Origin of the sequence: Sphingomonas sp. Root720, from assembly GCF_001428605.1 — a bacterium.
Taxonomy (GTDB): domain Bacteria; phylum Pseudomonadota; class Alphaproteobacteria; order Sphingomonadales; family Sphingomonadaceae; genus Rhizorhabdus.
In genome coordinates, this window is record NZ_LMID01000010.1 from 449989 (window position 1) to 476458 (window position 26470).

The window sequence follows — 26470 nt, forward strand, 5'->3', positions numbered from 1 at the left end:
GATGGTCCATAGCTATTGCGGCTCCCCGCCCGATCCCGGCGCGCTCGGCGCCCGGTTCAACTTGGATCCCATCCTGATCGTGGCCCTCCTCGTGATCGCCGGCCTTCACATTGCCGCCTTGCGGCGGTCCGATATGCAATGGCGACTTGCGCTGTCGGGGTGGGTTATCGCGGCACTCGCGTTCCTCTCGCCCCTGTGCGCGCTGTCGGTGGCGCTATTCTCGGCGCGCGTCGGACAGCACATGATCCTGACCCTGGCGGCCGCTCCGCTGATAGCCGCGGCTGGCCCCTGGCGTATGCGCGCAATGCCCGCTGCCCTAGCCTTCTTCGCCGCCTTGTGGTTCTGGCATATGCCGGCGCCCTATGCGGCAACCTATCGGTCGACGCCGATCTACTGGACCATGCACCTATCGTTGTTCGGAAGCGCGATCGGCCTGTGGACTGCCCTATTGCATGTATCCCGCGCGCAGTCCGTGCCTGCCTTGGCTGCCGGCTTCGCAACCTCGGTTCATATGGGCCTGCTCGGCGCGTTCCTGACCTTAGCCACGCGCCCGATGTTCGAACCGCATTATTTCACCACCACGGCGTGGAACCTTACCCCGCTGCAGGATCAGCAATTGGGCGGCGTTTTCATGTGGGTGCCGGGCATCTTCCTGTTTCTGTGGGTGGCCTTGCGCTCGGCCCATCTGGGCTGGCGCAAACTCGAAGGCACCCCTGCATGACCTGGGCGCCGCTCAATTATATGTCGGGCAGCGGGTCTCGCGCGCACGCTGTCCTACCGCTCACCTGGTTCACGCTCATCGTCTCGATCCTGACCTGCCTCATCTTTGCGGCGCTGATCGGCTGGGGTGTTCTGCGCGCCAGAGAAACAGCATCCGAACCGGCGTCCGAGGTCATGCGCGGCGGCAACGGGATACGCTGGATCACGACATCGCTATGGATCACGGCCGTTCCGCTGCTGATCACTCTGATCTGGACGATGGCGGCCATTGCCGAAACTGGCGTACCGCCGCCCCATCCCGGTCTGATCCTGGACGTCACTCCACACCAATGGTGGTGGGAAGTCCAATATAGCGGCACCAGCCCGGAGCAGAGTTTCACCACCGCCAATGAGATCCACATCCCCGTCGGCGTGCCGGTCAAGCTGCGACTGCAGAGCCCGGACGTAATCCATAGCTTCTGGGTACCGCAGCTGGCCGGCAAGACCGATGCGATCCCGGGCCAACGCAACGAAACCTGGCTACAGGCCGATCGCCCCGGTCGATTCCGGGGCCAATGTGCCGAGTTTTGCGGTGCGCAGCATGCGCGGATGAGCTTCGAGGTTGTCGCCGAGCCCCCCCGTGCGTTCGAGCGGTGGCGCCAACAGCAGCTCCAGACCGCCCCTCCTCCGGCGACCGCCGCTCAAAAGCGGGGCCTTGCCTTGTTCGAGTTCCGTTGCGGCCTCTGCCATACGGTCCGTGGGTCGCAAGCCCATTCGCACAGCGCACCTGACCTCACCCATCTCATGAGCCGCGCAACGATCGCAGCCGCCATGCTGCCCAACAACCGTGGCGCGCTCGCCGGATGGATCGAAGCGCCGCAAAGCCTGAAGCCCGGCACGCTGATGCCCGATCAGCATCTCTCCGGAGCAGAGCTCAACGACGTGCTGGCCTATGTGGAGACGCTCCGGTGAGCGCCGCCGTCCGCACGCCCGAAATTGGCGACGATACGCCACTGCTGCGCGCCAGGCTTCATGCCATATGGGAAACCAAGCCCGGATGGCGCGGTTTTCTCTCAACCGTCGATCATAAGGAAATCGGTCTCCGCTATATCGTGACCGCATTCCTCCTCCTCGCCGTCGGAGGCGTGGAAGCACTCGTCCTCAGGTTGCAGCTCATCGGCCCCGATCGCCACCTGCTTTCCCCCGAACAATATAATCAGCTTTTCTCGACGCATGGGATGACGATGATCTTCCTCTACGCGTCACCGGTCCTGTCCGGCTTCTCGAATTATCTATGGCCGCTGCTGCTGGGGAGCCGCGACATGGCCTTCCCGCGCCTGAATGCGCTCAGCTACTGGGTATATCTCGCCGCGGCGATCTTCCTCTACGCAGGGTTCATGGTGGGCGCCGGCCCCAATGACGGTTGGTTCAACTATGTGCCCTATGCGCTCGCCGACTATAATCCCGGCCTGAATCAGGACTTTTATGCGCTCGGAATGATCCTGCTCGGCATCTCGACGAGTGTCGGAGCCGCCAACTTCATCGTCACCGCATTCAAGATGCGAGCCCCCGGCATGTCGATCAATCGCATCCCGATCATGGTCTGGGGCACGCTGACCGCGAGCGTCGCCAATCTCGCCGTCGTTCCGGCGGTCAGCCTCGCCTTCTTCCTGCTCTGGCTTGATCGCCAATTCGGCACCCGCTTCTTCACGCCCGCTGGCGGTGGCCAGCCACTGCTGTGGCAGCATCTGTTCTGGATGTTCGGCCACCCCTGGGTTTACGCGGTCGTTCTTCCGGCCATGGGAATGGTCTCTGATGGGTTACCCGTCTTCTGCCGGCGTCCGCTGGTCGGCTATTCGCTCGTTGCCCTCGGTACCGTCGCGACGATGATCCTGGGTTTCGGCGTCTGGGTACACCATATGTTCGCCACCGGCCTCCCGGCGCTCAGCCTCTCCTTCTTCTCGGGCGCCTCCTTCGCGATCACCTTCCCGTCAATGATCACCTTGGCAGCATGGACTGCCACGATCTGGCTGGGACGGCCCGTCATCAAGACCGCCTTCCTGTTCTTCGCCTCGACGATCCTGCTGTTCGTGATCGGCGGCGTGTCGGGCATCATGACGGCAAGCGTCCCGGTGGATCTCCAGCTGACCGACACCTATTTCGTCGTGGCGCACCTCCATTACACATTGATCGGGATCAACGTGTTTCCCGTTGTCGGAGCCACCTACTTCTGGCTGCCCAAGATGACCGGACGGCTCCTCGATGAACGGCTCGGCCGCTGGAGCTTCTGGACGATGTTCGGCGGGTTCAATCTGGCCTTCCTGCCGATGCACCTGACGGGCATGCTCGGCATGCCGCGGCGCATATACACCTATCCCGAGCATATGGGCTGGGACCTGCTCAATCTCGTTACCTCGATCGGGAGCTTCGTCTTCGCCGTCGGCATATTGCTGTTCTTCATCAATGTCGCCCGCAGCCTGCGCTCGGGAGCCGCCGCAGACGCCGACCCATGGGGCGGCCCCACCCTCGAATGGTCGACGAAATCTCCGCCTCCACCGTATAATTTCGCCGTCATCCCGACGATCGCTTCGCGCCACCCGCTTTGGGAGGAGGCGCTTGATGAAGAACGCGCCCGCAGCTCGCTCCGCCGCGGCATGACGCTGGACCAGGGCAAGGAGACGCTGACGACGAGTCCGATGGATGCGGAACCCGAACGCATCGTCAAAATGCCGGAAGACAGCTACGCGCCGTTCACCTTGGCGACGGGCATTTTGCTGCTGTTCTTCGGGCTGCTTCTGAAATCGCTCTGGCTGAGCGCGCCTGCCGCTCTGATCGTCGCCGGCGCACTCCTGGTGTGGCTCTGGCCGCGGCGCAGCCTGCTCGAACGCGCATCTTCGGCGGAGGCAGCTCATGGCTGAGGTGGCCTGCGCCGCTCCGAAAAACCTGCCGGTCGGGCCTATCGGCCGTGCCGGCCTGGGCTGGTGGGGCGTGACCGCGTTGATCGCCAGTGAGGCGGCGCTTTTCGTCTACCTGCTTTTTTCCTATTTCTACATCGGCGCGACGGCAGCGCCTCCCTGGCTGCTCGACCCCACACCCAAGCTGTTACCCTCGCTTCCGAACACGCTTGTCTTGATCGCGTCCAGCGGAGCGGCCTGGTGGGCCGAGAAAGGCGTCGAGAAAGAAGATCGGCGCCAGGCATGCGTCGGCCTCGGAGCGGCGTTCTTGCTCGGCTGCATCTTCGCGGCGGTGCAGATCTATGAGTGGTCGGAAAAGACCTATGGCATAGGAGCATCCAGCTACGCTTCGCTCTACTTCGTGACGACGGGCTTTCACTTCGCGCACGTGGTCATCGGCCTCGTCATTCTCGCAATCTTGCTCGGCTGGACAATCGCAGGCTTCTTCTCGGCCAGGCGATGGATCCCGGTATCGAGCGGCATCCTCTATTGGCATTTCGTCGATGCCGTTTGGCTGTTCGTCTTCACGACCTATTATCTGACGCCCTATCTAGGATTCGGGCGATGATCGAGCCATCCCCCGGTCTCAGCCATCATCCGGCGCCACAGGGCGGAAAGCTCCCGGGTTGGAAGGCATTCGCGCTGATCTTCGGCGGACCGCTCGCGTGGTTCGCACAACTCAATGTCGGCGTGGCCTTGAGCAGTTGGCCCTGCTTTCCCCATAGCGACCGTCTATGGGCGCCGATCGGGAGCACGAACGGCTCTTCGGGCATCACGCTCGTCATAATGATCCTGTGCATTGCGGTGGCCTTCGCCACAGGATGGTTGGCACAGCAGATGCTCCGACGCGTTGCCCATGAGGAGCAGGGCGATCATATTGAGCTCGCCGAGATAGGACATGGCCGCACCCGCTTCATCGCCTTATGGGCCGTGATCCTGGGATATGGCTCCGCTATCGCTACGGCCCTCACCTTCATCGCCTTCCTGCTGGTGCCGCGATGCGCTGGCTGATCGTGATTTCGCTGCTCGCGCTCGGGGCTTGTGCGGGCGGCGACCCGCATGCCCAGGCGAAAGCCCTGATCGCCGGCCGATGCGGGGCCTGCCATCAGGTACCGGGCGTTGCCTCCGCGACCGGGCGGGTGGGCCCGTCGCTGTCCGGGATCGCCAGTCAGCAGATCATCGCTGGCCATTTCCGCAACGGCCGCGACACGCTCGCGCGCTGGGTCACGCACCCGCAAGCGATGCTGCCGGGCAATGCCATGCCCGAGACCGGCCTCAGCGCAGCCGAAGGCCGCGCCATTGCCGATTATCTCGCCACCTTGGATTGAACGATGAAGAAAAAGCCGCTGCTCCTCGCTACGCTCGCCATCGCACTGCCGATCGCGGCCGCAACCGTAGCGCTGTACCCCGAACGCGAGGGCGCCAAACCTCCTGTCCCGGATCCCGTGCCGTCGGGCGAGGTGTTTACGCCGGAGCAGATCGGCCATGCACTTGCCGCGCCGACGCCCGAGGCTGGGCGCACGCGAGCGCCCCTGGCGGCAGCCCCGCAAGACGATGGGCAGTGGTTGATGCCCGCCAAGAACCATGCAGCGACGCGCTACACGGCCTTGGCCGAGATCACCCCCGCGAACGCTGCCCGTTTGCAGGAGGTCTTCAGCTTCTCGCTCGGGGTCGACAAGGGCCAGGAAGCCGCTCCTCTTGTCGTCGGTACGACCATGTACGTGGTCAGCGCCTTTCCCAATTATGTCTATGCGCTCGATCTTGCCAACAATGGCGCGCTGAAATGGAAATATGCGCCAAAGCCCTTGCCGGCGGCGGCCGGCGTCGCCTGCTGCGACGTGGTCAATCGTGGGGCGGCCTATGCGGATGGCAAGATCGTCTTCAACACGCTCGACGATCAGACGATCGCGCTCGATGCGAGAACCGGCAAGCCGGTGTGGAAAGCCCAGCTTGGCGACATCAACAAGGGCGAGACGATCACGATGGCCCCCCTCATTGCCGGCGGCAAGGTCCTCGTCGGGGATTCGGGCGGCGAGTTCGGCGTGCGGGGCTGGCTGACCGCGCTGGATCTTCAGAGCGGCAAGACCGCCTGGCGCGCCTACCACACCGGGCCCGACAAGGACGTGCTGATCGATGAAGGCTTCAGGCCATTCTACAAGCAGGACCGCGGTCACGACCTTGGCGTCAAGACTTGGCCCGCCGATGCCTGGAGGATCGGCGGCGGCACAATGTGGGGATGGATCGCCTATGATCCGACGACCCAGACGATCTTCTACGGAACGGGCAATCCCGGCCCGTGGAATGCGCTGCAGCGGCCAGGCGACAATAAGTGGACGGCCGGCATCTTCGCCCGCGATATCGTCACCGGGCGCGCCAAGTGGTTCTACCAGCTCTCGCCCCACGACGAGCATGATTATGACGGGATCAACGAACAGATCCTGCTCGACATGCCGTTCGGCGGCCGCATGCGCCAGGTGCTCGTACGTCCCGAACGCAACGGCTATGTCTACGTGATCGATCGGCGGACCGGCCAGGTCCTGTCGGCCGACCCGTTCGGCCCCGTCAACAGTTCGAAGGGTGTCGACCTGAAGACGGGTCGCCTGATCATCAACCCAGCGAAGGAAACCAGGCTGGGTCAGGTGGTCCGCAACATCTGCCCGACGGCGAGCGGCGCGAAGGACTGGAATCCGAGCGCCTTCAGCCCGCGGACCGGCCTCATCTACATTCCGCACGAAAATCTTTGCATGGACTGGATGAACCTCGAGGTGAACTACATCTCGGGCACGCCCTATGTCGGCGCCGAGGTCAAGATGAAGCCCGGGCCCGGCGGGAACCGGGGCGCACTTACCGCCTGGAACCCGGTAATGCGGCGACCCGCGTGGGAAATCCGGGAAGATTTGCCCTTATGGTCGGGCACGGTCGCGACGGGCGGCGATCTGGTCTTCTATGGAACGATGGATGGCTGGTTCAAGGCGGTCGACGCCCGTAACGGGAAGCTCGTCTGGAAGAGGAAACTCCCGAGCGGCATCATCGGACAGCCGATCAGCTATCGGGGTCCGGACGGCCATCAATATGTCGCCGTGCTATCGGGTGTCGGCGGATGGGCTGGCGCGGTCGTCTCGGGCGGCCTCGATCCGCGCGACGGCTCCTCGGCACTGGGTTTCGTCAACACGATGAGCGACCTCGTTCACCGCACAACCCCGGGAGGGACGCTCCATGTCTTTGCGCTTCCCCACTAGTGTCGCGCTGCTGCTTCTCCTGGCCGGATGCCAGAAGCAGGCCGATCGCACACCTCTCCCGCCCGGGACCGGCCCAGACCCGGTGCCGGTGTCCTCGCTGATTCCCGCCGGCGGCGAATTGCCGTCCGACATCAATCCCCGCGCGGCGCCCTATTACGGAAGCGCCGCAGCGGTCGTTGCCGGCAAGCGCCTTTATAATCAATTCAACTGCGTGGGCTGCCACTTCAATGGCGGCGGCGGCATCGGGCCGGCCTTGATGGACGACACGTGGATCTACGGCGGGCGGCTCGATCAGATCTACGCCAGCATCTACCAGGGCCGCCCCCACGGTATGCCCGCATGGGGCGGGAAGATCGTCGACGAGCAGATCTGGCAGATCGCCGCCTATGTTCGTTCGATGTCGCTTCCCGCGACGATCCAGGCCAATAACGGCACCACCCCGTCGCAGCACCCCGCGCCCGTTCCGATGGAGGCGGACCGTCATGGCGGCTGGAAGCTGCCCGATGGCACCGTGGACCATGGATCGTGAGACGATGGAGCGTGCCGCTTCTCGCCGCCTCTCTGGCATCTTGCGCTCCGGCTCCAAAGGGAAGCGACGTGGTTTTCGTTTCGGACGAGGAGGCCAGCATCGTCCATGTACTCGACGGCGCGTCGGGGCGAAAAGAGGGCGATCTGGTAACCGGCAAGCGGCCGCGCGGAATGGCACGATCTCCCGATGGCCGGACATTGTACGTCGCTGCCAGCGATTCCGATCGCATCGAGGCGTGGGACGTCGCCTCTCGGAAATTGGTTCGCACCTACCGTTCGGGAAGCGACCCGGAGCGCTTCGTGGTCAGCCCTGACGGACACAGCCTGTACATCGCCAATGAGGATCACAGCGCCGTATCCTTTCTCGATGTGGCTACGGGTATGATCACCCATGAGGTGAAAGTCGGTCCCGAGCCCGAGGGAATGGGCGTCAGCCCGGACGGCCGCCTCGTCATCGCGACATCCGAGGCCGCCAGTACCGCCCATTTCATCGATGCCGGCAGCGGACGGCTGATCGACAGCGTCATCGTCGGCTCGCGCCCGCGCGACGTCCTGTTTCTCAAGAACGGCACCGAGCTGTGGGTGTCGTCCGAGCAGCGCGGCACCATTACCGTCTTCGATCCTCGGACGCGTCATATCCGCCACGTCATCGATCTTGTCGCGGCCTTCCCGGATCTGGAGACCGCGCAAGCGGTCGAAATGGAGATCACCCGTGACGGCAAGCGGGCATTCGTCGCGATGGGGCGCGGAGATCAGGTTGCCGAGATCGATCCCGTGACCTGGCGGGTGGTGCGACATTTTCGCACGGGTGAGCGCAACTGGGGTCTCGCGCTATCCCCCGATGACAGACGGCTCTACGCCGCGAGCGGGTTATCGGGCGAGGTCACCGTCATCGACCTGGTCAGCAACCAGGTGACTCATCGCGTGCGCTATCGTGGAAAGCCGTGGGGGGTCGAGGCCATGCGGCGATGAAGCAGATATACGTGCTCATCTGCCTTTTGCTCTGCGGGTGCCGGATCGGTGCTCCCGAGGAACTACTGGTCTGTGCCGACCCGAACAATCTACCCTTCTCCAATCGGGCTGGCGAAGGGTTCGAGAATCGGATCGTGCAGCTGGTGGCGAAGGATCTCGGTCGCGATATTCGGTATGTTTGGTGGGCGCAGCGGCGAGGCTATGTGCGGAATACGCTCGGCGAAGCCAAATGCGACCTCTGGCCCGGCGTCGCCGCTGGGGTCGAAATGGTCGCGACGACGCGGCCTTATTATCGCTCTAGCTACATGTTCGTCACGCGCGTCCAAGACAAACTCAGTGGCCTGACCCTGGATGATCCCCGGCTCGCCTCGCGCAAGCTCGGCGTCCAACTGGTCGGCGACGATGCGATGAACACACCGCCGGCACATGCTCTGGCGAGGCGCAGCCTGACGCGCAATGTTGCGGGCTTCATGCTCTACGGTGACTATCGCCAGCCCAATCCGCCGACGGCTATAGTCGAGGCCGTTGCCGACGGCAGGATCGATATCGGCCTGGTATGGGGACCGCTCGCCGGATGGTTCGCGAAACATTCGCGGGTGCCGCTCAGGCTCGAACCGGTGACGCCCTGGCTCGATGACGCTCAATGGCCAATGGTCTACGAGGTTTCGATGGGCGTCCGCAAGGACGAGCCGGCGCTCAAGCTTGAGATCGAGCGGAGCCTGGATCGCAACGCGTCACGCATTGCCGACATCCTGGAGTCATATGGCCTTCCGGATCTCGCTGACCATTCATAAGCGACCGTCGCGCTCTACCGCGCGTGCGCAATCCGCTTCGGCCCGAGGTCGCCCCGTTCTCCGCCGACACCAAGCCTTTGTGGTCTGTCGTCTCATCGAGACGCCGGCGAACCCCGGGCTGCGAAGCGGAGAACCGCAAAGCCTCCCACGGCCGACAATAGCGTCCCGCCCAGAACGCCGATCTTCACCTCGTCCATCAACAAGGGCGAGGTGAAGGCGAGCCCGCCGATAAACAGGCTCATGGTGAAGCCGATACCGCACAGCAACGCCGTGCCATAGATCTGCGCCCAGCTTGCTCCGCCCGGTCGAGGAGCGATCGACAGGCGATCTGACAGCCACACGGCGGCGAAGATGCCTGTCTGCTTGCCGACGAACAGACCGGCCGCGATGCCGAGTGGGAGCGGGGACAGCACGTGCTGCAGGTCGATGCCGGCGAAAGAGACTCCCGCGTTCGCGAAACCGAAGATGGGGACGATGCCGAAGGCCACCCAGGGATGCAACGCGTGCTCGAGCCGATGCAGTGGCGAAGGCTGCGACCGATCCGAAGCTGGGGAATCGATCGGAATCATGCTCGCCGCAAGCACACCCGCGACGGTGGCGTGGATGCCCGATGACAACACCGCCAACCAGAGCAGCGCGGCCAGTATGAGATAGGGCCAGAGCCGCATGACCGAGAGCCGATTGAGGGCGTACATCGCCCCCATCAGAATTAGGGCGGCGAGCAAGGCCATGCCGCTGATCTCGGCCGTATAGGCGATGGCGATGATGGCCACCGCACCCATATCGTCGACGATCGCCACGGTGGTGAGAAAGAGCTTGAGCGATGCCGGGACCCGGTCACCGAGCAGCGCCATCACGCCGATCGCAAAGGCGATATCGGTGGCCGAGGGAATGGCCCAGCCCCTTGCCAGTCCGGGAGTCGATGCCGTCAGCGCCAGGTAGACGAGCGCGGGTAGAGCCATGCCGCCCAAGGCAGCGATCGAGGGGAGCGCGCGGTCGGCCCAGCTCCGCAGATAGCCGTCGGAGAGCTCGCGCTTTATCTCGAGCCCTACCAGCAGGAAGAATAGCGCCATCAACCCGTCGTTGATCCAGTGGAGCACCGACATGGGTCCGACCTTCGCGTGCAACAGGTCGAAATAACTGTCCGCCAAGATCGAATTGGCGACCACCATCGCCAGCAAAGCCGCGACGATGAGACAGATTCCGCCGGCCGCCTCGGTACGCAGAAACTGTCGCATCGCAGAGATTGGACGCTGACGGATGGTGCTGACGATATTCACGCAATGCTCCGATGAGGATCCGGTGATCGGGTCGTGCCCGGCCGCGGACGGCTTTAGCGACAGTCCTGTCCGATGACCACCGGACCTACGGAAGCGGCGGCGGAGAAAACGCTCCCGAAGCCGATCCATATAGGCCACCGACCTCCATCGCCTGGCACGTCGTATGACCGGCGCCAGCGCACAGCGATACGGCCTTGAAAATCATATCGTAATGCGATATAATTCAACATCATCGGCACGCCCGATGGAGCATCGCGAGCCTGTCCGGCTCGCAAGGCGTGGAGCCAAGGCTCGCGCCGCTCGGCCCTTGATCTCGCACAGCTGTGCTGGCGCCGGCAGGGACGCCCGATCCCGACCTCGCGAAGCCGATGTACGACGACGGTCGGTCGCGCGGCGCGAACCGCTCCATCGGCGCTGGCCCCGACCCCATAGGAGTACGCATGCAATCCATACTCATTTCGATTCTTGGCGCCGCAGCGGTGCTTGGATTTCTGTGGCTGCGCGCGCAGCGGATCGACGTCGATCGGCGCGAGCCGGCCCGCCATCGCGGTATCATCGACGAGGCGGCGCGGGCCTATGAGGATGTGGGGCGCCCCGTGCTACGATCGCGTGAGGAAAAGCATAATATGTGACGACCGCGGCGCGGATCGGCCTTGTGGCGCCATCGCTGCGCCTCTCCTCAGGCCGGGGAGAGTTCCTCGTCGAACGCCGTGATCGCATCGCCCCTTCGGGGCACTCCCTGCGTGACGAAACGACGACCACCCTTGTCGCGCGCGCCACAAGATGCGGCATGCGTCGTCGGCCCGAGCAACCGGGCGATTTCTATCCCCCCCCGGGCCAACGCTGCTTAGCGCGATCATATAGGGATCGGTCCACCTAGGCAGATCTGAGTTGGATGACTTTGTCGGAAGCGCCTCGCGCTTCGTTGATCGCAGCAATCAGTTCGCGCTGCCGGATCGGCTTGCGCAAGACGACGATCTCCGCCGGGACATCTTCATCCAAGCCCATATAACCACTGATCACTATTATCGGAAGTTGCGGATGGCTGACCCGCAACTTCTGCGCCATTGCGACCCCGGTCATACCAGGCATCAAATGGTCGGTCAGAACCAGGTCGAAACTCCCGCAATCCTCGATAAGCGACAGCGCCTCGCGGGCACTTTCCACTTCGACGACCTCATTGCCCGCCTCGCGCATCATATCGGCCAACCCTGTCCGAACGAGTGGCTCGTCATCGACCAGCAGGATCCGCAAACTCGGCGCTTGCGAATATGCGGGTCTGTTTTCCTCCGCTCGAACGGTGACCGCTTCGGTCGTGGACGGAAACCACAGCTCCGCCCTTGTTCCGATCCCCACCGAGCTGGACAGAAGCAGGCTGCCGCCCGACTGTGCAGCCAACCCGTCCACCATGGAGAGGCCGAGCCCGGTACCACGCTCGCCGGTCTTCGTTGTGAAGAATGGCTCGACGGCGCGTCGAAGCGTCTCCGCGTCCATCCCATGACCGGTATCGACCACGGAAATACGGACGCGTGGCGCCAGTTGCGGATTCTCTTCACAGAACTCGGTCTGAGCCGAGATCGTTAGCGTTCCTCCGGATAGCATGGCGTCGCGGGCATTGACGGCCAGATTGAGCAAGGCCAGCTCGAGCTGGTTGGGGTCCACCCGTATGGCCGGCAGTTCCGGCGGCAGGTCCATGACCAGTCGCGTGGAGGGGCCGATCGACCGCTGGATAAGGTCGGAAAGACCGTTCAAGAGAGCGATCGCGTCGACAGCGCGCGGCTGCAGCAGTTGTCGGCGTCCAAAGGCAAGGAGTCGACTGACGAGCGTTCGCGCTTTTTCGGCAGCCTCGAGCGCTCCTTCCGCCATTTTTTGAATGCGCTCGGCAGGCATCGGCCGACTGCGGATGACATCCAGCGAACCAATGATCGGCGTAAGCAAATTGTTGAAGTCGTGTGCGATCCCGCCGGTCAATTGGCCGATCGTCTCCGCTTTCATGGTCTCGTGCAATTGTTGCAGAGCTTCTTCACGTTCAGCTACCGCGGTGGAAACCCGTGCCTCGAGTTCGGCCGTGAGTTCCTTTAGGCGCGTGCTGCTGTCGAGCAACGACGCGGCCACGGTTGCGGTCCGGCGCAGGCTGCGGCGTAGCATACACGCTACGGCGATGACCGATCCGGCGCTCGAGGCGTACAGAAACAGATTAAGAACGCTCCCGTCAGTGAAATAAAGGCTGTAGCGGGGCGGAAGCCAGAAAAACGCCACCGCGCCGCCGGTCAGCGCGAGCGAAAAGATACCCGGGCCGATGCCGCCCAGCACGGCAGCGATCAATACCGCAGGGTAGAACAGAGCAAAGGGAACGATATCCGTGCCAAGGCCATCGAGCGATATCCGGAGCGCTACGGCCGTGACAGACACGACAAGGGCCAGCGAATAGGCGAAGAGCGGCGGCCGCGACGTCCATCGCAGGATCACCGCCTCGTGGTTGGCCGCCGCCATACTTCCGATCACCTCGCCATTGCGACCGGAACGTTCCCCATGGCCTTGCACGAATATGGCCCCCAATCAGTACCTAGCAGAAGCGGGGGAGATCTTCTTTTGTCATCCTCCGCTGCCGCATTGAACGCGCTATTCGCTGTTTTGTTCACAAATGCACGCTCCGCACGGTCGCTTCCAGGAGGAATATCGGGGGGAGCTTCGCGCCCTCGGCGAAAGCCCTTCCGCCAGTCTCAGGCGCTCCGCCGCTCCTCCCAGTCGAGAATCAGTTCGCGGCGGGTGAAGCGCCAGCGGTCGCCGGTCCGGCGCAATTCGTCCTGGTAGCGGATCGCCCAGCGCAGGATCGAACGGCTGCCGTCGGCGGCCTGCGTCATATGGTCGGCTACGCAATAGGTCTCGCCGGTCGCGCCGTCGCCGTCGATCATGTGGAGCTGGTTGGTCACATGATGCTGGGTGGCGGTGAAGGCCGCCGCCAGCTTGGGCAGCGCGGCCAGCACCCGGTCGCGCCCGTCGATCCTGCCGCGGGGCGTGATCAGCACCATGTCCTCGGCCATGATATCCGTCCAGATCGCCGGATCGCGGCGGTCGGCGCCGATCGCGTAGAGGGTCGCCGCGCGGCGGATCGCCCGTTCGTCGAGCAGGCGGCGGACTTCGGCGTCCATGTCGCTCATCCCCGGCTGCGATAAAGCGCGACGATCTCCTGCACCGCGGTGGCGATGTCGTTGCGGCGATAGCCGAGCTGCGCGGTCTCGGCCGGATCGGGGTCGAAATATATCTCGCCGCCATGGCCGGCGAAGCTGCCGATCAGCGGATGCGGCTTGTCGATGACGGGTATTTCGACGTCCTTTCCGCAGGCCCGGAAATAGAGCTCGAAATAGTCCCGGAAGGTCAGGTTCTCGTCACCGACGAGATAGGCCTTGCCCGCTTCCCCGCGCTCGATCGCCCCCGCCGTCGCCTCGGCGAGCGAGCGGATCGACATGAAGTTGACGCCGCCCGGCGGGGCATAGACGGGAATGTCGGGCAATCTGCCGTCGGCATAGGCGGCGACCTTCTCGAAGCCGCGCGGATCGAGGCCGGGGACCGCACCCAGCATATAGGGCGGATTGAGCGATATGACGCGGAAGCCCGGTCGGGCCAGTGCCCGCACGCCCTCGTCCGACGCCAGGCGCGAGCGGATATAGGCATTGCCCTCGAGCAGGCGCGGTGCCGCCTGCGGGTAGAAGCTGCCGATATTGACCGCGCAGCCCACGCCCGCGTCGCGCGCCCGCTCGAACAGCTGCGGCACCAGCACGGCATTGGTCCGCTGCCAATACGCGGCCGCGTCGTCGTCCTTGCCGACATGGCGGGTGTCCTGCCCGGCGGCGAAGACCATCGCCTCGAAACCGGCGAGGTCGTCTGTCGCATAGCCGCCCGCGACATAGTCGCCGGCGAGGAAAGGCATCTTCGCCATCGGGGTCGCCGCGAGGGGGGCCTTGCGCGATCCGATCGTCACTTCATGCCCCTGATCGGCAAGGTGTATCGCGATGTCGCCGCCGATCATGCCCGATCCGCCGATGACCAATATCTTCATGGCCGCTGCCCTCTCCCCCGGGTCCGGCCGTTGGCCGGACATGCCCCGCTTGACTTGGGATAATGCGGCTTGCATTGAAGTTCAACAAGCGCTTGCTTGATAAACTATGGAGAGCGGTATTTCCCCGACGCCCGACAGCGCTGATCCCTATACGGGGCTGAGCGACGACGCGTTGCGATCGGCGCTGCTCGCGGGCCGGACCGATGAACTTCTGCCCGTGGCGGCGCGGCTGCGCGACGCGGGGCATGGGCGGGTGCAGAGCTGGTCGCCCAAGGTCTTCGTGCCCCTGACCCAGCTCTGCCGCAACCTCTGCCATTATTGTACCTTCTCGCAGCCGCCTCGCCGGGGGGAAGCGCCCTATCTGGACCGCGCGGCGGTGCTGGAGATCGCCCGGGCCGGCTTGGCGGCCGGCTGCACCGAGGCGCTGTTCACCCTCGGCGACAAGCCCGAACTGCGCTTCGCGGCGGCGCGCGACGCACTGGCCGGCCTCGGCCACGCCACCACCCTGTCCTATCTCGCCGAAATGTGCGCGGCCGTGCGCGACGAGACCGGCCTCCTCCCCCATGTCAACGCCGGGGTGATGAACCGCGCCGAACTGGCGGCGCTGCGCCCCGTCGCGGCCAGCATGGGGCTGATGCTCGAATCGGTGTCGGAGCGGCTCTGCGCGAAGGGCGGCCCGCATTACCGATCGCCCGACAAGATGCCCGCCGCCCGGCTGGAGACGATCCGTATCGCGGGCGAGCTCGCCATTCCCTTCACAACCGGCATCTTGATCGGCATCGGCGAGACCCGCGCCGAGCGGATCGACGCGCTGCTGGCGATCCGCGACCTGCACCGGCGCCACGGCCATATCCAGGAAGTGATCGTCCAGAATTTCCGGGCCAAGCCGCGGACGGCGATGGCGGAAGCGCCCGAGCCCGACATGGACGATCTGCTCTGGACGATTGCGGCGGCGCGCATCCTGCTCGGCCCGGCGATGAACATCCAGGCGCCGCCGAACCTGTCGGCTGGGGACTTTCCCCGCCTGATCGACGCCGGCATCAACGATTGGGGCGGCATCTCCCCCGTCACCCCCGACCATGTGAATCCCGAGGCACCGTGGCCCGAGGTCGATCGGCTGCGTGCCGCAACCGCCGAGTGGGGCCGCATCCTCGTCGCACGGCTGCCCGCCTATCCGGGCTGGGGGTCGCAGGGCATCGCGCGCTGGCAGGACCCGGCGATGGCCGGCCCGCTGCTCGCCGCCGCCGACGCGTCAGGTTTCGCGCGCGCCGACCGCTGGTCGCCCGGCCTGCCGCTCCCCGACCGTGCGCCTGAGCCGGTCCTGCTGCGTTCCGTCGATCCGGACATCGCGGCGATCACCGCGCGGGCGATGGCGGGCGAGGCGATCGGCGAGGACCATATCGTCCGCCTGTTCGCGGCGCGCGACGCCGACCTCGACCATGTCTGCGCGGCCGCCGACGCGCTGCGGCGGCAGGTCAACGGCGACACCGTGACCTATGTCGTCAACCGCAACATCAACTACACCAACATATGTCTATACAAATGCGGCTTCTGCGCCTTTTCCAAGGGCGACAAGGCAGAGGCGCTGCGCGGCCGCCCCTATGACCTCGACCGCGAGGAAGTGATCCGCCGCGCCCGCGAGGCCTGGGCGCGCGGCGGCACCGAGGTCTGCCTGCAGGGCGGCATCCATCCCCATTATACCGGCGACACCTATCTCGACCTCGCCCACGCGGTCCGGACGGCGGTGCCCGACGTGCACATCCACGCCTTCTCCCCGCTCGAAGTCGCGCAGGGCGCGGCGACGCTGGGCCTGCCGGTCACCGATTTCCTTGCCCGGTTGAAGGCCGCCGGGCTCGACACGCTGCCCGGTACCGCCGCCGAGATCCTCGACGACGAGGTCCGCGCGCAGATCTGTCCCGACAAGCTGACCAGCGACGAGTGGATCGAGGTGGTCGGCGCCGCCCACGACACCGGCTTCCGCACCACGGCGACGATCATGTTCGGTCATGTCGACGCCCCGCGCCACTGGGCCCGTCACCTGCTCCGCATCCGCGCGCTCCAGGCGCGGACCGGCGGCTTCACCGAGTTCGTCCCGCTGCCCTTCGTGCCGATGGAGGCGCCGATGGCGCTGCGCGGCCAGGCCAGGCGCGGGCCGACCTTCCGCGAGGTGCGGCTGATGCACGCGGTGGCGCGGCTAGCGCTCCACCCGCTGGTCACCAGCATCCAGGCGAGCTGGGTCAAGCTGGGGCCGGCCGGCGTCGCCGCCTGCCTTCGGGCCGGCGCGAACGACCTGGGCGGCACCTTGATGAACGAGAGCATCTCGCGCGCCGCCGGAACCCGGCATGGGCAGGAAATGCCGCCCGAGGCGATGGACGCGCTGATCCGCTCGATCGGCCGGACGCCGCGCCAGAGGACCACGCTCTACGGCGACGTAGCCGATATCGTCCGACGGCGCGGCCGGAACGCCGCCGCCCTGACCCCGATGATCCTGACGCCGCCGATCAAGCGGCGCGCCACGCGGAAGAACGAGATGGAGAGCCTGAACGATGGCCGATGAGACCAAAGCGACGATCGCGGTGTTGGGCGGTACCGGCAAGGAAGGCGGCGGGCTGGCGTTGCGCTGGGCGCATCGCGGGCACGCGGTGATCATCGGCGGACGGTCGGCCGAACGCGCGCGCGAAACCGCCGCCGCGATGAACGCGACCCTGGGCGGCGACCGGGTGAGCGGTGCCGACAATGTCGCCGCCGCAGCCGCGGCAGAGATCGTCGTGCTCGCCGTGCCCTATGCCGCGCAGCGCGACACGGTCGAGGCCGTGCGCGGCGGTCTCGCCGGCAAGATCCTGATCGACGTCACCGTGCCGCTCGTCCCGCCCAAGGTCAGCCGCGTCCAGCTGCCCGAAGGCGGATCGGCGGTCGAGGCGGTCCAGCACCTCCTCGGCGAAGAGGTGAAGGTCGTCTCCGCCTTCCAGAACATCTCGGCGCACCATCTCACCAACCTCGACGAGGCGATCGAGTGCGACGTGCTGGTCTGCGCCGACGACCCGGCCGCCGCCGACCGCGTCGTCGCGCTGGCCGAGGAGATCGGCCTGCGGGCGTGGAACGCCGGGGTGCTCGCCAATTCGGTGGTCGCCGAGGGACTGACTTCGGTGCTCATCGCGCTCAACCGGCGCTACAAGGTGCCCGGCGCGGGCATCCGCATTACCGGGGTGCCGACCGCCTGATCAGCCGGCGGGGTAGCCGCCGCCTTCATAGAGCCGGTCGAGCGCCGCATAGTCGATCGCGGCGCCGGTGCGCGGCAGCGTGTCGGCGAAGACCACGCTGCGCGGCTTCTTGTAGGAGGCGATCGCCTTGCGGCAATGGTCGATGACCGCCGCCTCGTCGATCGTCGCGCCGGGCTTGGGCACGACGATCGCGCGGACGCTCTGCATCCAGACCGGGTCGGGGGTACCGATCACCGCCACCTCGGCGACGCCGTCGATCTGGGCGATGCAGCGCTCGACCTCGGCCGGATAGATGTTCTCCGCCGCCGATTTGATCAGCCGCCCCTTCGGCCCGATGAAGCTCAGCGTCCCGTCGCTTTCGCGGCGGCCGAGATCGTTGGTGCGGCGCCAGCCGTCGGCGGTGTAGCGCTGCACGTTGATCTCGGGCCGGCGCCAGTAGCCGGGGCTGACCGTCCAGCCCTTCATCCCGATCTCGCCCACCTCGCCGTCGGGAAGCTCGCCCCCCTCCTCGTCGAGGATCGCCATGCGGACCAGCGGCGACGGCCGCCCCATCCCGCCCTTGCCGGGATCGCCCAGCGCGCTGAAGGTCGCATAGCCCATCGTCTCGGTCTGGCCATAGCCATAGGGGCGCTTGCCCCACAGGCTGTCGTCGATCGTGACCAGCGCATTCCATTCGGGCTTGTAGGGCATCGACCGCAGCGAGCCGAGGCCGTTCCGCGCCGACGCATCGAGTTCGAGGATCTTCTCCATCGTCGGCGGCAGGATGAAGGTGTCGCTGACCTTCTCGGCGGCAATGATCGCGCACATCGCGGCCGGATCGGCATGCCGCACGAACAGGTTGTGCCCGCCGACAACGAAGGTCGCGAGGCAGTCGAGCAGGGTCGCGACATGGAAGAGCGGCGTCGCGCTGAGATAGGTGGTGCGGTTGTTCCAGCCACGCAGCGCGGCATATTGGATCGCCTGCAGGACCAGCGCCTGGCGGGTCAGGATCGCTGCCGCGGGGCGGCCCGAAAAGGCCGCCGTGTAGAGCAGCAGCTGTGCCGCGTCGGAGGGCATGGCGACGGCGGCGGCCTCGGGCGCACCGGCGATCGCGCTTTCATAGTCGCACGTCGAATCGAGCGAGTCCTGGCACAGCCAGACGCAGCTGCGGTCCTTCCATTCGGCGCGCAGCGAGTCGGGCAAGCTGTCGGGCTGCCACACGATGATCTGCGGATCGAGATCGTGGAGGACGAAGCGCAGCTCGTCCTCGGACTGGCGCCAGTTGAGGATCGCCAGCACCGCGCCGAGCCGACCGGCGGCGACCAGCAACTCGAGCACACAGGGCGCGTTCTGGCCGAGCCAGACCACCCGGTCGCCCTGCTTCAGCCCGACCGATTCCATCCAGCCCGCAAGGCGGCGCACCCGCCCGGCGAAAGCGGCATAGTCGAACCGCCGGCCGCTCTCCATCTCGAGCACCGCCGGGCGGTCGCGCCAGCGTCGGCCATGTTCGTCGAGCATCGCCGAAAGATCCAGTCCGGACACCCATTCCCTCCTCTGTCGCTCCGCCTTCCTGAGCGGTCGCTTGCATTCGCATCTGGCCAGCTAAGCCGATCCTATTGCGTAGTTCAAGCATATTGATCAAGCGATCGCTTGGTATTAATCAGGGTAGAGAAAATCGAGAGGAAAGGTTCTGAACATGGCCGCCCCGAAGCTTGTCGAAGACAGCGCCGACATCTCACCGATCGAGGAGATCATCGCCGAGGCCCGCGCCGGTCGCCCCTTCATCCTGGTCGATTCGGAGGATCGGGAGAATGAGGGCGACCTGATCATTCCCGCCGAGTTCGCGACTCCCGAGGCGGTCAACTTCATGGCGCTGTACGGGCGCGGGCTGATCTGCCTCACCCTGACCGCCGACCGGATCGCCGCGCTGCGGCTGCCCCCGATGGCGCAGGACAACCGCACCCAGCACGGCACCGCCTTCACCGTGTCGATCGAGGCGCGCGAGGGAATCACCACCGGCATCTCGGCGCACGACCGCGCCCGCACGATCCAGGTCGCCTCCGATCCGGAGCGCGGCGCCGCCGACATCGTCTCGCCGGGCCATGTCTTCCCGCTCGCGGCGCGCGACGGCGGCGTGCTCGTCCGCGCCGGGCACACCGAGGCCTCGATCGACATCGCCCGCCTCGCCGGTCTCCGCCCCGCCGCGGTGATCTGCGAGATCATGAACGACGACGGCACGATGGCGCGCCTGCCCGACCTGTTGACCTTCGCCGCCCGCCACCGGCTGAAGATCGGCACGATCGCCGACCTGATCGCCTATCGCCGCCGCACCGAGCGCCACGTCGTGCGCGAGCTGGAGCGCGACTTCGACACGGTCCACGGCCGCTTCCGGCTGATCGCCTATCGCAACCGGCTCGACAACAGCCTGCACATCGCCTTGGCTAAGGGCGAGATCGACGCCGAGACGCCGGTGACGGTGCGCATGCACCGACTGGAGTTCGGGCCCGACGTGCTGGGCATGAGCGGGGATCGCCACAGCTATCTCGGTAATGTGATGAAGACGATCGCCGGCGAGGACGGCCCCGGCGTGATCGTGCTGCTCAAGGACTGGGATCCCGACTGGCTGCTGCGCCAGCTCGGCCCCGAGGACGCCCACACCTGCCAGACTCGCGCATTGCGTGACTATGGCATCGGCGCGCAGATCCTGATCGACCTCGGCGTGCGCAACATGGTGCCGATCACCTCGGCCCGCCCCAACCCGGCGGCGCTGCCCGGCTATGGGCTGACGATCACCGGCTGGCGGCTATTCGGCAAGGACGGCGTGCCCGAGAACGAGATCACATTGTTCGAGTGAGTTGCTAGGCCCCTCCCCCGTTCCGTCATGCCAGCGCAGGCTGGCATCTCGGGAGAGGTGCGGCTCCCTTTATCTCACGAGATGCCAGCCTGCGCTGGCATGACGATGATGAACATGGGTCCCGCTTTCGCTGAAATGACGCAGAGTAGCTGATCGACCCGCCCTCATCGGTCGCCGCGCGTTTCGGGTAGCATCAGCACCGCCGGGATGCCGACCAGCACGACCATCGACAGCGACAGGCAGGCCGTCCCCGTCGAGCCCGTGATCCGGGCGACCTGCCCGACCAGCAGCGGCGCCGCCACCAGGCCCCAGCGGCCGATCAGATTGTGGCACCAGCCATTGGCGGTGGCGCGGATCGCGGTCGGGAACAGCTCGGCATTGATCGTGAAGCCGACGATCCACAGGCCCATCGCCCCCTGCATCAGCACCCAGCCCGCGGCGACCGGCCACCAACCGGGCGCGCCGTAGATCAGCCCCGCCGACAGCGCGCACAGGGCGACGAAGCCGAGCGCCGTCGTGCGGCGGCCGATCCGGTCCATGCAGAAGCCCGCGAGCAGATAGCCGCCCGCCGCCGCCGCAAGACCGAAGGGGGCGATCAGAGCGATGTCGCGCGCAACCCAGCCCCGCTCGTTCAGGACGTGATAGGTGAAGAAATAGGTCGCGGCGCCGGCGAAGAAATTGAGCGCGAACCATAGCAGGCTCATCCCCGCGAAGCGCCGGCGCAGATCGGGCCGGAGCAGGCGACGCAGCTCGGCAGCCGGCCCCGGCCCCCGGCCCTCGCGTGCGGCCCGCTCGGCCACGAAGACGGCCGGCTCGCGGACGAAGCGGACCAGCAGCGGCACGACCAGCAGCGGCATCGCCCCGACGAGGAACAGCCCGCGCCAGCCGAGCGCGGTTTCGAGCAGCGGCGCCAGCAGCATGGCGGGCAGCGCCGCACCGACGCTGGCGCAGGCGCCGAGCACCCCGTTCGCCTTGCCGCGCATCGCCGTCGGCAGCGTCTCGCTGACGATCGTATAGGCGCTCGCCACCTGCGTCACGAGCAGCAGCCGGGTGACGAACTGGAGCGCGGCGAAGCCCAGCAGGCCGGGCGCCAGCGCGGTCAGGAGGGTACCGACGGAAAAGCCGACCGACGAGGCGATCAGCACCGGCTTGCGCCCGAAGCGATCGGCGAGGCGCAGGGTGAGATAGGCGCAGATCGCGCCGAGCGCGATGAACGACATCGCCGCGCCGAGATCGGCGGGTCCTACCCCGAAGGCCGTGGCGGCATAGGGCAGGATGATGCTGGTCAGATTGAGGTCGAAGCCCTCGAACATGACGACGAACGACAGCATCGCGATCAGCCCGGCATGGCGACCGCGCGGGCTCTTCCCCGTGGCGACGGCGGTGGCGGCCGCGGTCATGGCGACATATACTCCCCGCCGTTGATGTCGATGCCGGCGCCGGTGATCATCGACGCATAGTCCGACAGGAACATGACGATGCCCTTGGCGCATTCCTCGTCGGGCGGGATGACGCCGAGGGCGATGCCCGCGCGGACGCCGTCGAGCAGCTGGTCGAGGCTGATGCCCTGGTCCTTCGCCCGCTCGGCCATCGCGACCTGATAGGGGACGCCCCACAGCCGGCCCATGCGGGTGGTGACGAAACGGATGCCATATTCGCCCAGCTCGCGCGCGCAGGCGCGGGTCGCGGCGTTGAGCGCGGCCTTGGCACAGGCATAGTCGCCCTGGCGCGGCAGCGCGCGGACGGTGCCCTGGGTCGAGATGTTGACGACGGCGCCGCTGCGGCGGCGCTTCATCTCGGGCAGCACCGCCTTGATCATGTGGAGTGCGCCCCAGAAGGTCACCTCGAACGCGCGGCGCCAGACGTCGAGGTCGGCGTCTTCGAACAGGTCCCAGCCGCCATGGACATAGGCGCTGTTGACGAGGCCGTCGATCGTGCCGAACGCCGCGATCGTGGCGGCGGCGAAGGCGTGGCATTGCGCCGGGTCGGTGACATCGCAGCCGACCGCGATGCACTCGCCGCCCGCCGCCTTCACCTCCGCCGCGACGCCGTCGATGAAGGGCTGTTCGGACGGCAGCGACCCGATCGCCACCTTCGCGCCCTCCGCGGCGGCGAGCAGGGCGAGCTTGCGGCCCATGCCCGGCCCGACGCCCGAGATCATAACCGTCTTGCCCGAGAGGATCATGTCCGTCCTTTCGCTGGAGAAATGGAGGCACCCGCCGACGTCATCGGAGCACCAGCCAGGCGCCGTTGCCGACGAAGAATTTTTCGACCGCCTCCTCGCCGAGCGGCGCGAGCCGGGCCAGGAAGCCGAGCTTGCTGTCGATGCCGCCTTCGACGTGCGGATAATCGCTCGAATAGCACCAGCAGTGGCTGAGCTGCGGATAGCGGCGGAAATAGAGGTCGACCGGCTCGAAATAGAAGGGCGTGACCCGGACGTTCCGGTCCATATAGGCGGACGGCGGCATCGACAGGATCTTCGCCATCCGCTTGGCATAGATATGCTCGACCCACAGATCGAGATGCTCGGCAAGCGGGCCGAACCAGGTGGCACCGAGCTCGATGATCCCGAAGCGCAGCGCGGGATGGCGTTCGAAGACGCCGCCCAGCACCATCGCCGTCAGGAAGTTGCTGGCCCCCATATGCACCGTGGTGGTGCCGAAGGGTTCGAGCGCGATCTCGACGCTGTCGACCTTGCCGACCGCGAAGGCCGGCGCCTGGCTCCAGGCATCGGTCGAACGGAAGCCCGAATCGGTGCCGAGGTGGAGGGTCACGGCGACGTTGCCGGCCGCCATCAGCGCCCAGAAGGGATCGAGTTCGGGCGCGGCCGGGGAGAAGCCGCCCGGTGGGTGCGACGTCGGCAACCAGACCGCGCGCGCACCGCGCGTCACCAGGTCGCGCGCCTGTTCGAGCAGCTCGTCGATCGAGGTGGCGGCCAGCAGCGCGGCGGGGCGGAAGCGGCCGCCGGGAGCAGCGGTCGTCCGCACCACCCAGTCATTATATTCGGCGACGACGCCGCGCAGCATCCGTTGTCCCTCCTCGCCCGCGGGGATCGGCAGGCCCAGGCTGGCGAGGCTGCTGCCGGTCAGCGGTCCGAAGGCCAGCAGCGCGGCGGAAGGGAAGATCAGCTGACGGGCGATGCCCATGGTGTCGAGCACCTTGCGCCGACGATCGAAATCGAACGCACCCGGCGCCGCCGGTCCCTTGGCGTTCCACACGCTGTCGGCCGTGATCGACGCGTCGTCGACGAGGCCGGGGCGCCAGAAGCTGTTGGCACCGAAGGATCGTATGAAATCGGTTGCGACCTCGGCGAAGCGGGCGCTGTGCGGACCGAACATCGTACCCCACATATGCGACGGGGCCATTTCATGGGCGTCCACGTCGATCACGGCCAGTCGTTCGAGCAGGTCCTGCATCGATCTCTCCCGCTTCTTCCGCGGCGAGGCCCGGAAGGCGGCGCCGGACGGTCGGACCGCCCGGCGCCCGGCAGATCGCTCTAGAACGCGATCTTCGCATCCACGCCGATCCGGCGCGGCTGGTTGTAGATGTTGCCGGCGAAACCGAGCGCGCCGAAATCGATGCCGGCGGTGATGTTGTGCTCGTTCGTCAGGTTCTCGGCGAAGATGCTGAGGTCCATCGTCTTGCCGCCGACCGGGATCTCGACGAGGCCGATGCGCGCGTCGATCTGGTGCTGCCCCGGATCGGCGATCGCATTGGCGAAGTTCAGGCCGTTCAGGATGTTGGTCATGAAGTAGCGCTTGCTGGTGTGCGAATAGTCGAGCTTGAGCAGCAGCTTGCCGAAGCCGATATCCTCGCTCAGATATTGCCCGCCCAGATGGACCGTCCAGTTCGGCACATAGGGAAACTTGCTGATGTCGGCATAGTTGCCGAGTCCCCCCGGAACCTCGCCCGGCCCGGGCGTGTGGCCGGGCACCGGCGTCGCCGGAACGATGAAGAAGATCTCGTTATACTTCGGATCGACATAGCCGACGCTGGCATCGAGCGTCAGGCCGTTGACGGGCACCGCCTGCATCTCGACCTCGAAGCCGCGGAACTTGGCCGACGCATTGTTGGTGAAACCGCCGCCGCCGGCGGCCGTGGCGAGATATTGGGTGACCTGGAGGTCCTTGTAGTCGGTGTGGAACACCGCCGCGTTCAGCCGGACGTGGCGATCGAGGAATTCGCTCTTGATGCCCGCCTCATAGGTCTTGGCCTTTTCGGGCTCGAACACGAAGGACTGGGTGGCGCTGGCGCGGGTGTTGAACCCGCCCGAACGATAGCCGGTGCCGTAGCGGGCATAGACCATCACGTCGTCGACCGGCTTGTAGCTGATGATCGCGTTGACCGAGGTGTCGTCGAAGCTGGCCTTGCCGTTGCGGACCGTGCTCGCAGTCTGCTGCACCGCCTTCTTGTCCTTGGTGTAGCGGACGCCCAGGGTCAGCTCGAGCTTCTCGTCGAGCGCCTGCGGCTTCCAGCTGCCCTGGCCGAAAGCGGCATAGGACTTGGCCTGATAGTCGAAGATGGTCGAGGAGGACAGGTTCGAGGCGAGCGTCGGCGAGAGGACGAACGAATAGCTCGTCGGATTGAAATATTTGCTGTCTTCCTTGAAATAATAGAGGCCGCCGACCCAGCTGAAGTCACCGAACCTGGCCAGCAGCTGGAACTCCTCGGAGAACTGCTTGACGTCCTCGTCCTTCGCGTCGGCCGAGTAGATCTGCACTTCCTTGATGCCGGTCGTGGTGTTCCCGAAGATGCCCGGCGGCGCATAGGCGGTGCCGAGCGCCGCCTTGTAGGTGCGGCGGCCGGTGATCGACTTCAGGGTGATGGCGTCGTTGACGTCATATTGCAGGGTCAGCGCATGGCCGATGATCTTGACCCGCTGCAGCGCCTTCGATCGGACGCTGAAATTCTTGTTATAGTCCTGCTGCACCTCGTCGAGCAGCGAATTGCCGGTGGTGTTCGCATAATAGGATTGGAGCAGCGGCGACAGGAAGCGGGTCTGGAAGCCACCGGGAACGCCGCGCATGTCGGTCCAGTCGAAGGTGTAGGCGGCGGAGAAGCTGCCCCATTCGCCGTTGACCTTGGCCCAGATCGCGTCGGTGTTGAGCGCGCCCTGGCTGTGCGAGCCATCGGCATATTTGTTGTTGAGATAGCCGTCGCGCTGGCGGTGCATATAGGACAGCGTCGCGCTGACCCCGGAATCGCCGAGCAGCCCGGTGTCGATCCGCGTGCGCGAGGCATATTCGTCATATTCGGCGATCTGGATCTTCTGTTCGATGCCGAATTCGGCGGCGGGCTTCTTGGTCACCATGCTGATCGCGCCGCCGGTGGTGTTGCGACCGAACAGCGTACCCTGCGGACCGCGCAGCACCTCGATCCGCTCCAGATCGACCAGTTCGAGGTTCGAGGCGTTGTTGCGGCCGATATAGACGCCGTCGATGTAGATGCCGACCGGCGAGTCGACCGACAGCAGCGGCTCCTGCGAGCCGATGCCGCGGATGAAGGCGGTATTGCCCGCCAGGAAGCCCGACTGCGCCTGGATCGCCACGTTCGGCATGAGCCGGGTGATGTCGTCGAGCGCCTGGACGTTCGACCGTTCCAGCGTGGCGCTCGACAGCGCGCTCACCGAGATCGGCGTGTCCTGCAACGCCTCTTCGCGGCGGCGGGCCGTGACGATGATCTCCTCGAGGCCGCCGCCGGTGGCGGTGGCGGTCGCTTCCGCAGGCGTGGTCTGCGCGGCCGCCGGCGCGGCCATGCCCATGGCGATCGTGGATATGCCCAAGAGCAGCGAAGTGACTGTCTTCCTGTCGGTCATGCTCATCCCCTCCTCGTGCGGATCATGTTGCCCGCATCATGATTAAACCAAGTGGTCGCTTCTTATTTTGGTGCG

Annotated in this window: 23 protein-coding genes; 14 read left to right on the plus strand and 9 right to left on the minus strand. The window is 65.9% G+C overall.

From position 1 onward, the window contains the following. The first annotated feature begins 1 nt into the window (after window position 1). From ASE22_RS09470 to ASE22_RS09515, 10 genes are all read left to right on the plus strand, one after another. Window positions 2–721 carry a cytochrome c oxidase assembly protein gene (locus ASE22_RS09470; protein ID WP_056357967.1) on the plus strand — a complete coding sequence of 240 codons (720 nt, stop codon included), beginning with the start codon at window positions 2–4 and terminating at the stop codon, window positions 719–721. Then, a complete protein-coding gene (coxB, locus tag ASE22_RS09475; RefSeq protein ID WP_056357970.1) occupies window positions 718–1671 on the plus strand; it encodes a cytochrome c oxidase subunit II in 954 nt (317 codons plus the stop codon). Before ASE22_RS09470 ends, coxB begins: the two co-directional genes overlap by 4 nt. Further along, the gene (locus ASE22_RS09480; RefSeq protein ID WP_056357973.1) at window positions 1668–3617 is read left to right on the plus strand and encodes a cytochrome c oxidase subunit I; all 1950 of its coding nucleotides are present in this window, start codon (window positions 1668–1670) and stop codon (window positions 3615–3617) included. The genes coxB and ASE22_RS09480 overlap by 4 nt, the downstream gene beginning before the upstream one ends. Continuing rightward, the gene (locus ASE22_RS09485; protein ID WP_056357977.1) at window positions 3610–4221 is read left to right on the plus strand and encodes a cytochrome c oxidase subunit 3; all 612 of its coding nucleotides are present in this window, start codon (window positions 3610–3612) and stop codon (window positions 4219–4221) included. The genes ASE22_RS09480 and ASE22_RS09485 overlap by 8 nt, the downstream gene beginning before the upstream one ends. Next, complete coding sequence (locus ASE22_RS26750; protein ID WP_056357979.1) at window positions 4218–4664, plus strand: hypothetical protein; 447 nt, start codon at window positions 4218–4220, stop codon at window positions 4662–4664. The genes ASE22_RS09485 and ASE22_RS26750 overlap by 4 nt, the downstream gene beginning before the upstream one ends. Next, entirely contained in the window at window positions 4652–4981 is a 330-nt protein-coding gene (locus tag ASE22_RS09495; RefSeq protein ID WP_056357982.1) for a c-type cytochrome, read from the plus strand. Before ASE22_RS26750 ends, ASE22_RS09495 begins: the two co-directional genes overlap by 13 nt. A 3-nt stretch (window positions 4982–4984) precedes the next feature. Then, the gene (locus tag ASE22_RS09500) at window positions 4985–6892 is read left to right on the plus strand and encodes a methanol/ethanol family PQQ-dependent dehydrogenase (RefSeq protein ID WP_082545815.1); all 1908 of its coding nucleotides are present in this window, start codon (window positions 4985–4987) and stop codon (window positions 6890–6892) included. Window positions 6893–6974: 82 nt separating this feature from the next. Beyond that, window positions 6975–7421, plus strand: coding sequence for a c-type cytochrome (locus ASE22_RS09505; protein WP_056357985.1), 447 nt, complete (start codon window positions 6975–6977; stop codon window positions 7419–7421). Window positions 7422–7432: 11 nt separating this feature from the next. Continuing rightward, complete coding sequence (locus ASE22_RS26170; protein ID WP_268796986.1) at window positions 7433–8392, plus strand: PQQ-dependent catabolism-associated beta-propeller protein; 960 nt, start codon at window positions 7433–7435, stop codon at window positions 8390–8392. Further along, complete coding sequence (locus tag ASE22_RS09515; protein ID WP_056357991.1) at window positions 8389–9186, plus strand: quinoprotein dehydrogenase-associated putative ABC transporter substrate-binding protein; 798 nt, start codon at window positions 8389–8391, stop codon at window positions 9184–9186. Before ASE22_RS26170 ends, ASE22_RS09515 begins: the two co-directional genes overlap by 4 nt. 92 nt (window positions 9187–9278) lie before the next feature. On the opposite strand, the gene nhaA is transcribed toward ASE22_RS09515, so the two are convergent. Next, window positions 9279–10466 (minus strand): Na+/H+ antiporter NhaA, encoded by a 1188-nt coding sequence (nhaA, locus tag ASE22_RS09520; protein ID WP_268796985.1) that lies wholly within the window; start codon window positions 10464–10466, stop codon window positions 9279–9281. A 368-nt stretch (window positions 10467–10834) separates the two neighbouring features. Here nhaA and ASE22_RS09525 point away from each other — a divergent pair, with 368 nt between their 5' ends. After that, window positions 10835–11098 (plus strand): hypothetical protein, encoded by a 264-nt coding sequence (locus ASE22_RS09525; RefSeq protein ID WP_156397494.1) that lies wholly within the window; start codon window positions 10835–10837, stop codon window positions 11096–11098. Window positions 11099–11342: 244 nt separating this feature from the next. On the opposite strand, the gene ASE22_RS09530 is transcribed toward ASE22_RS09525, so the two are convergent. The 3 genes from ASE22_RS09530 to ASE22_RS09540 all read right to left on the minus strand — a co-directional run bounded on the left by ASE22_RS09530 (window position 11343) and on the right by ASE22_RS09540 (window position 14526). Beyond that, a complete protein-coding gene (locus ASE22_RS09530; RefSeq protein ID WP_056358000.1) occupies window positions 11343–12959 on the minus strand; it encodes an ATP-binding protein in 1617 nt (538 codons plus the stop codon). 230 nt (window positions 12960–13189) lie between these two features. After that, a complete protein-coding gene (locus tag ASE22_RS09535; RefSeq protein ID WP_056358002.1) occupies window positions 13190–13627 on the minus strand; it encodes a nuclear transport factor 2 family protein in 438 nt (145 codons plus the stop codon). Next, window positions 13624–14526: an NAD-dependent epimerase/dehydratase family protein gene (locus tag ASE22_RS09540; protein ID WP_056358761.1), complete on the minus strand. Its 903-nt coding sequence runs from the start codon at window positions 14524–14526 to the stop codon at window positions 13624–13626. The genes ASE22_RS09535 and ASE22_RS09540 overlap by 4 nt, the downstream gene beginning before the upstream one ends. A gap of 106 nt (window positions 14527–14632) precedes the next feature. Here ASE22_RS09540 and cofH point away from each other — a divergent pair, with 106 nt between their 5' ends. Together cofH and npdG are read left to right on the plus strand one after the other, a co-directional pair. Beyond that, window positions 14633–17083: a 5-amino-6-(D-ribitylamino)uracil--L-tyrosine 4-hydroxyphenyl transferase CofH gene (cofH, locus tag ASE22_RS09545; RefSeq protein WP_056358005.1), complete on the plus strand. Its 2451-nt coding sequence runs from the start codon at window positions 14633–14635 to the stop codon at window positions 17081–17083. Further along, window positions 17073–17747, plus strand: coding sequence for an NADPH-dependent F420 reductase (npdG, locus tag ASE22_RS09550; protein WP_056358007.1), 675 nt, complete (start codon window positions 17073–17075; stop codon window positions 17745–17747). The genes cofH and npdG overlap by 11 nt, the downstream gene beginning before the upstream one ends. Here the strand turns inward: npdG and ASE22_RS09555 are convergent, their stop codons facing one another. Continuing rightward, complete coding sequence (locus ASE22_RS09555; RefSeq protein ID WP_235536225.1) at window positions 17748–19268, minus strand: AMP-binding protein; 1521 nt, start codon at window positions 19266–19268, stop codon at window positions 17748–17750. Window positions 19269–19422: 154 nt separating this feature from the next. Here ASE22_RS09555 and ribB point away from each other — a divergent pair, with 154 nt between their 5' ends. Further along, window positions 19423–20580 (plus strand): 3,4-dihydroxy-2-butanone-4-phosphate synthase, encoded by a 1158-nt coding sequence (gene ribB / locus ASE22_RS09560; protein WP_056358012.1) that lies wholly within the window; start codon window positions 19423–19425, stop codon window positions 20578–20580. A gap of 164 nt (window positions 20581–20744) precedes the next feature. On the opposite strand, the gene ASE22_RS09565 is transcribed toward ribB, so the two are convergent. The 4 genes from ASE22_RS09565 to ASE22_RS09580 form a co-directional block, all read right to left on the minus strand. Further along, window positions 20745–21980, minus strand: coding sequence for an MFS transporter (locus tag ASE22_RS09565; RefSeq protein ID WP_056358016.1), 1236 nt, complete (start codon window positions 21978–21980; stop codon window positions 20745–20747). Next, window positions 21977–22765, minus strand: coding sequence for an SDR family oxidoreductase (locus ASE22_RS09570; RefSeq protein WP_056358018.1), 789 nt, complete (start codon window positions 22763–22765; stop codon window positions 21977–21979). The genes ASE22_RS09565 and ASE22_RS09570 overlap by 4 nt, the downstream gene beginning before the upstream one ends. Before the next feature lie 40 nt (window positions 22766–22805). After that, window positions 22806–23996: an amidohydrolase family protein gene (locus ASE22_RS09575; protein WP_056358022.1), complete on the minus strand. Its 1191-nt coding sequence runs from the start codon at window positions 23994–23996 to the stop codon at window positions 22806–22808. Window positions 23997–24076: 80 nt separating this feature from the next. Further along, window positions 24077–26395 carry a TonB-dependent receptor gene (locus ASE22_RS09580; RefSeq protein ID WP_056358764.1) on the minus strand — a complete coding sequence of 773 codons (2319 nt, stop codon included), beginning with the start codon at window positions 26393–26395 and terminating at the stop codon, window positions 24077–24079. Between the last annotated feature and the right edge of the window lie 75 nt (window positions 26396–26470).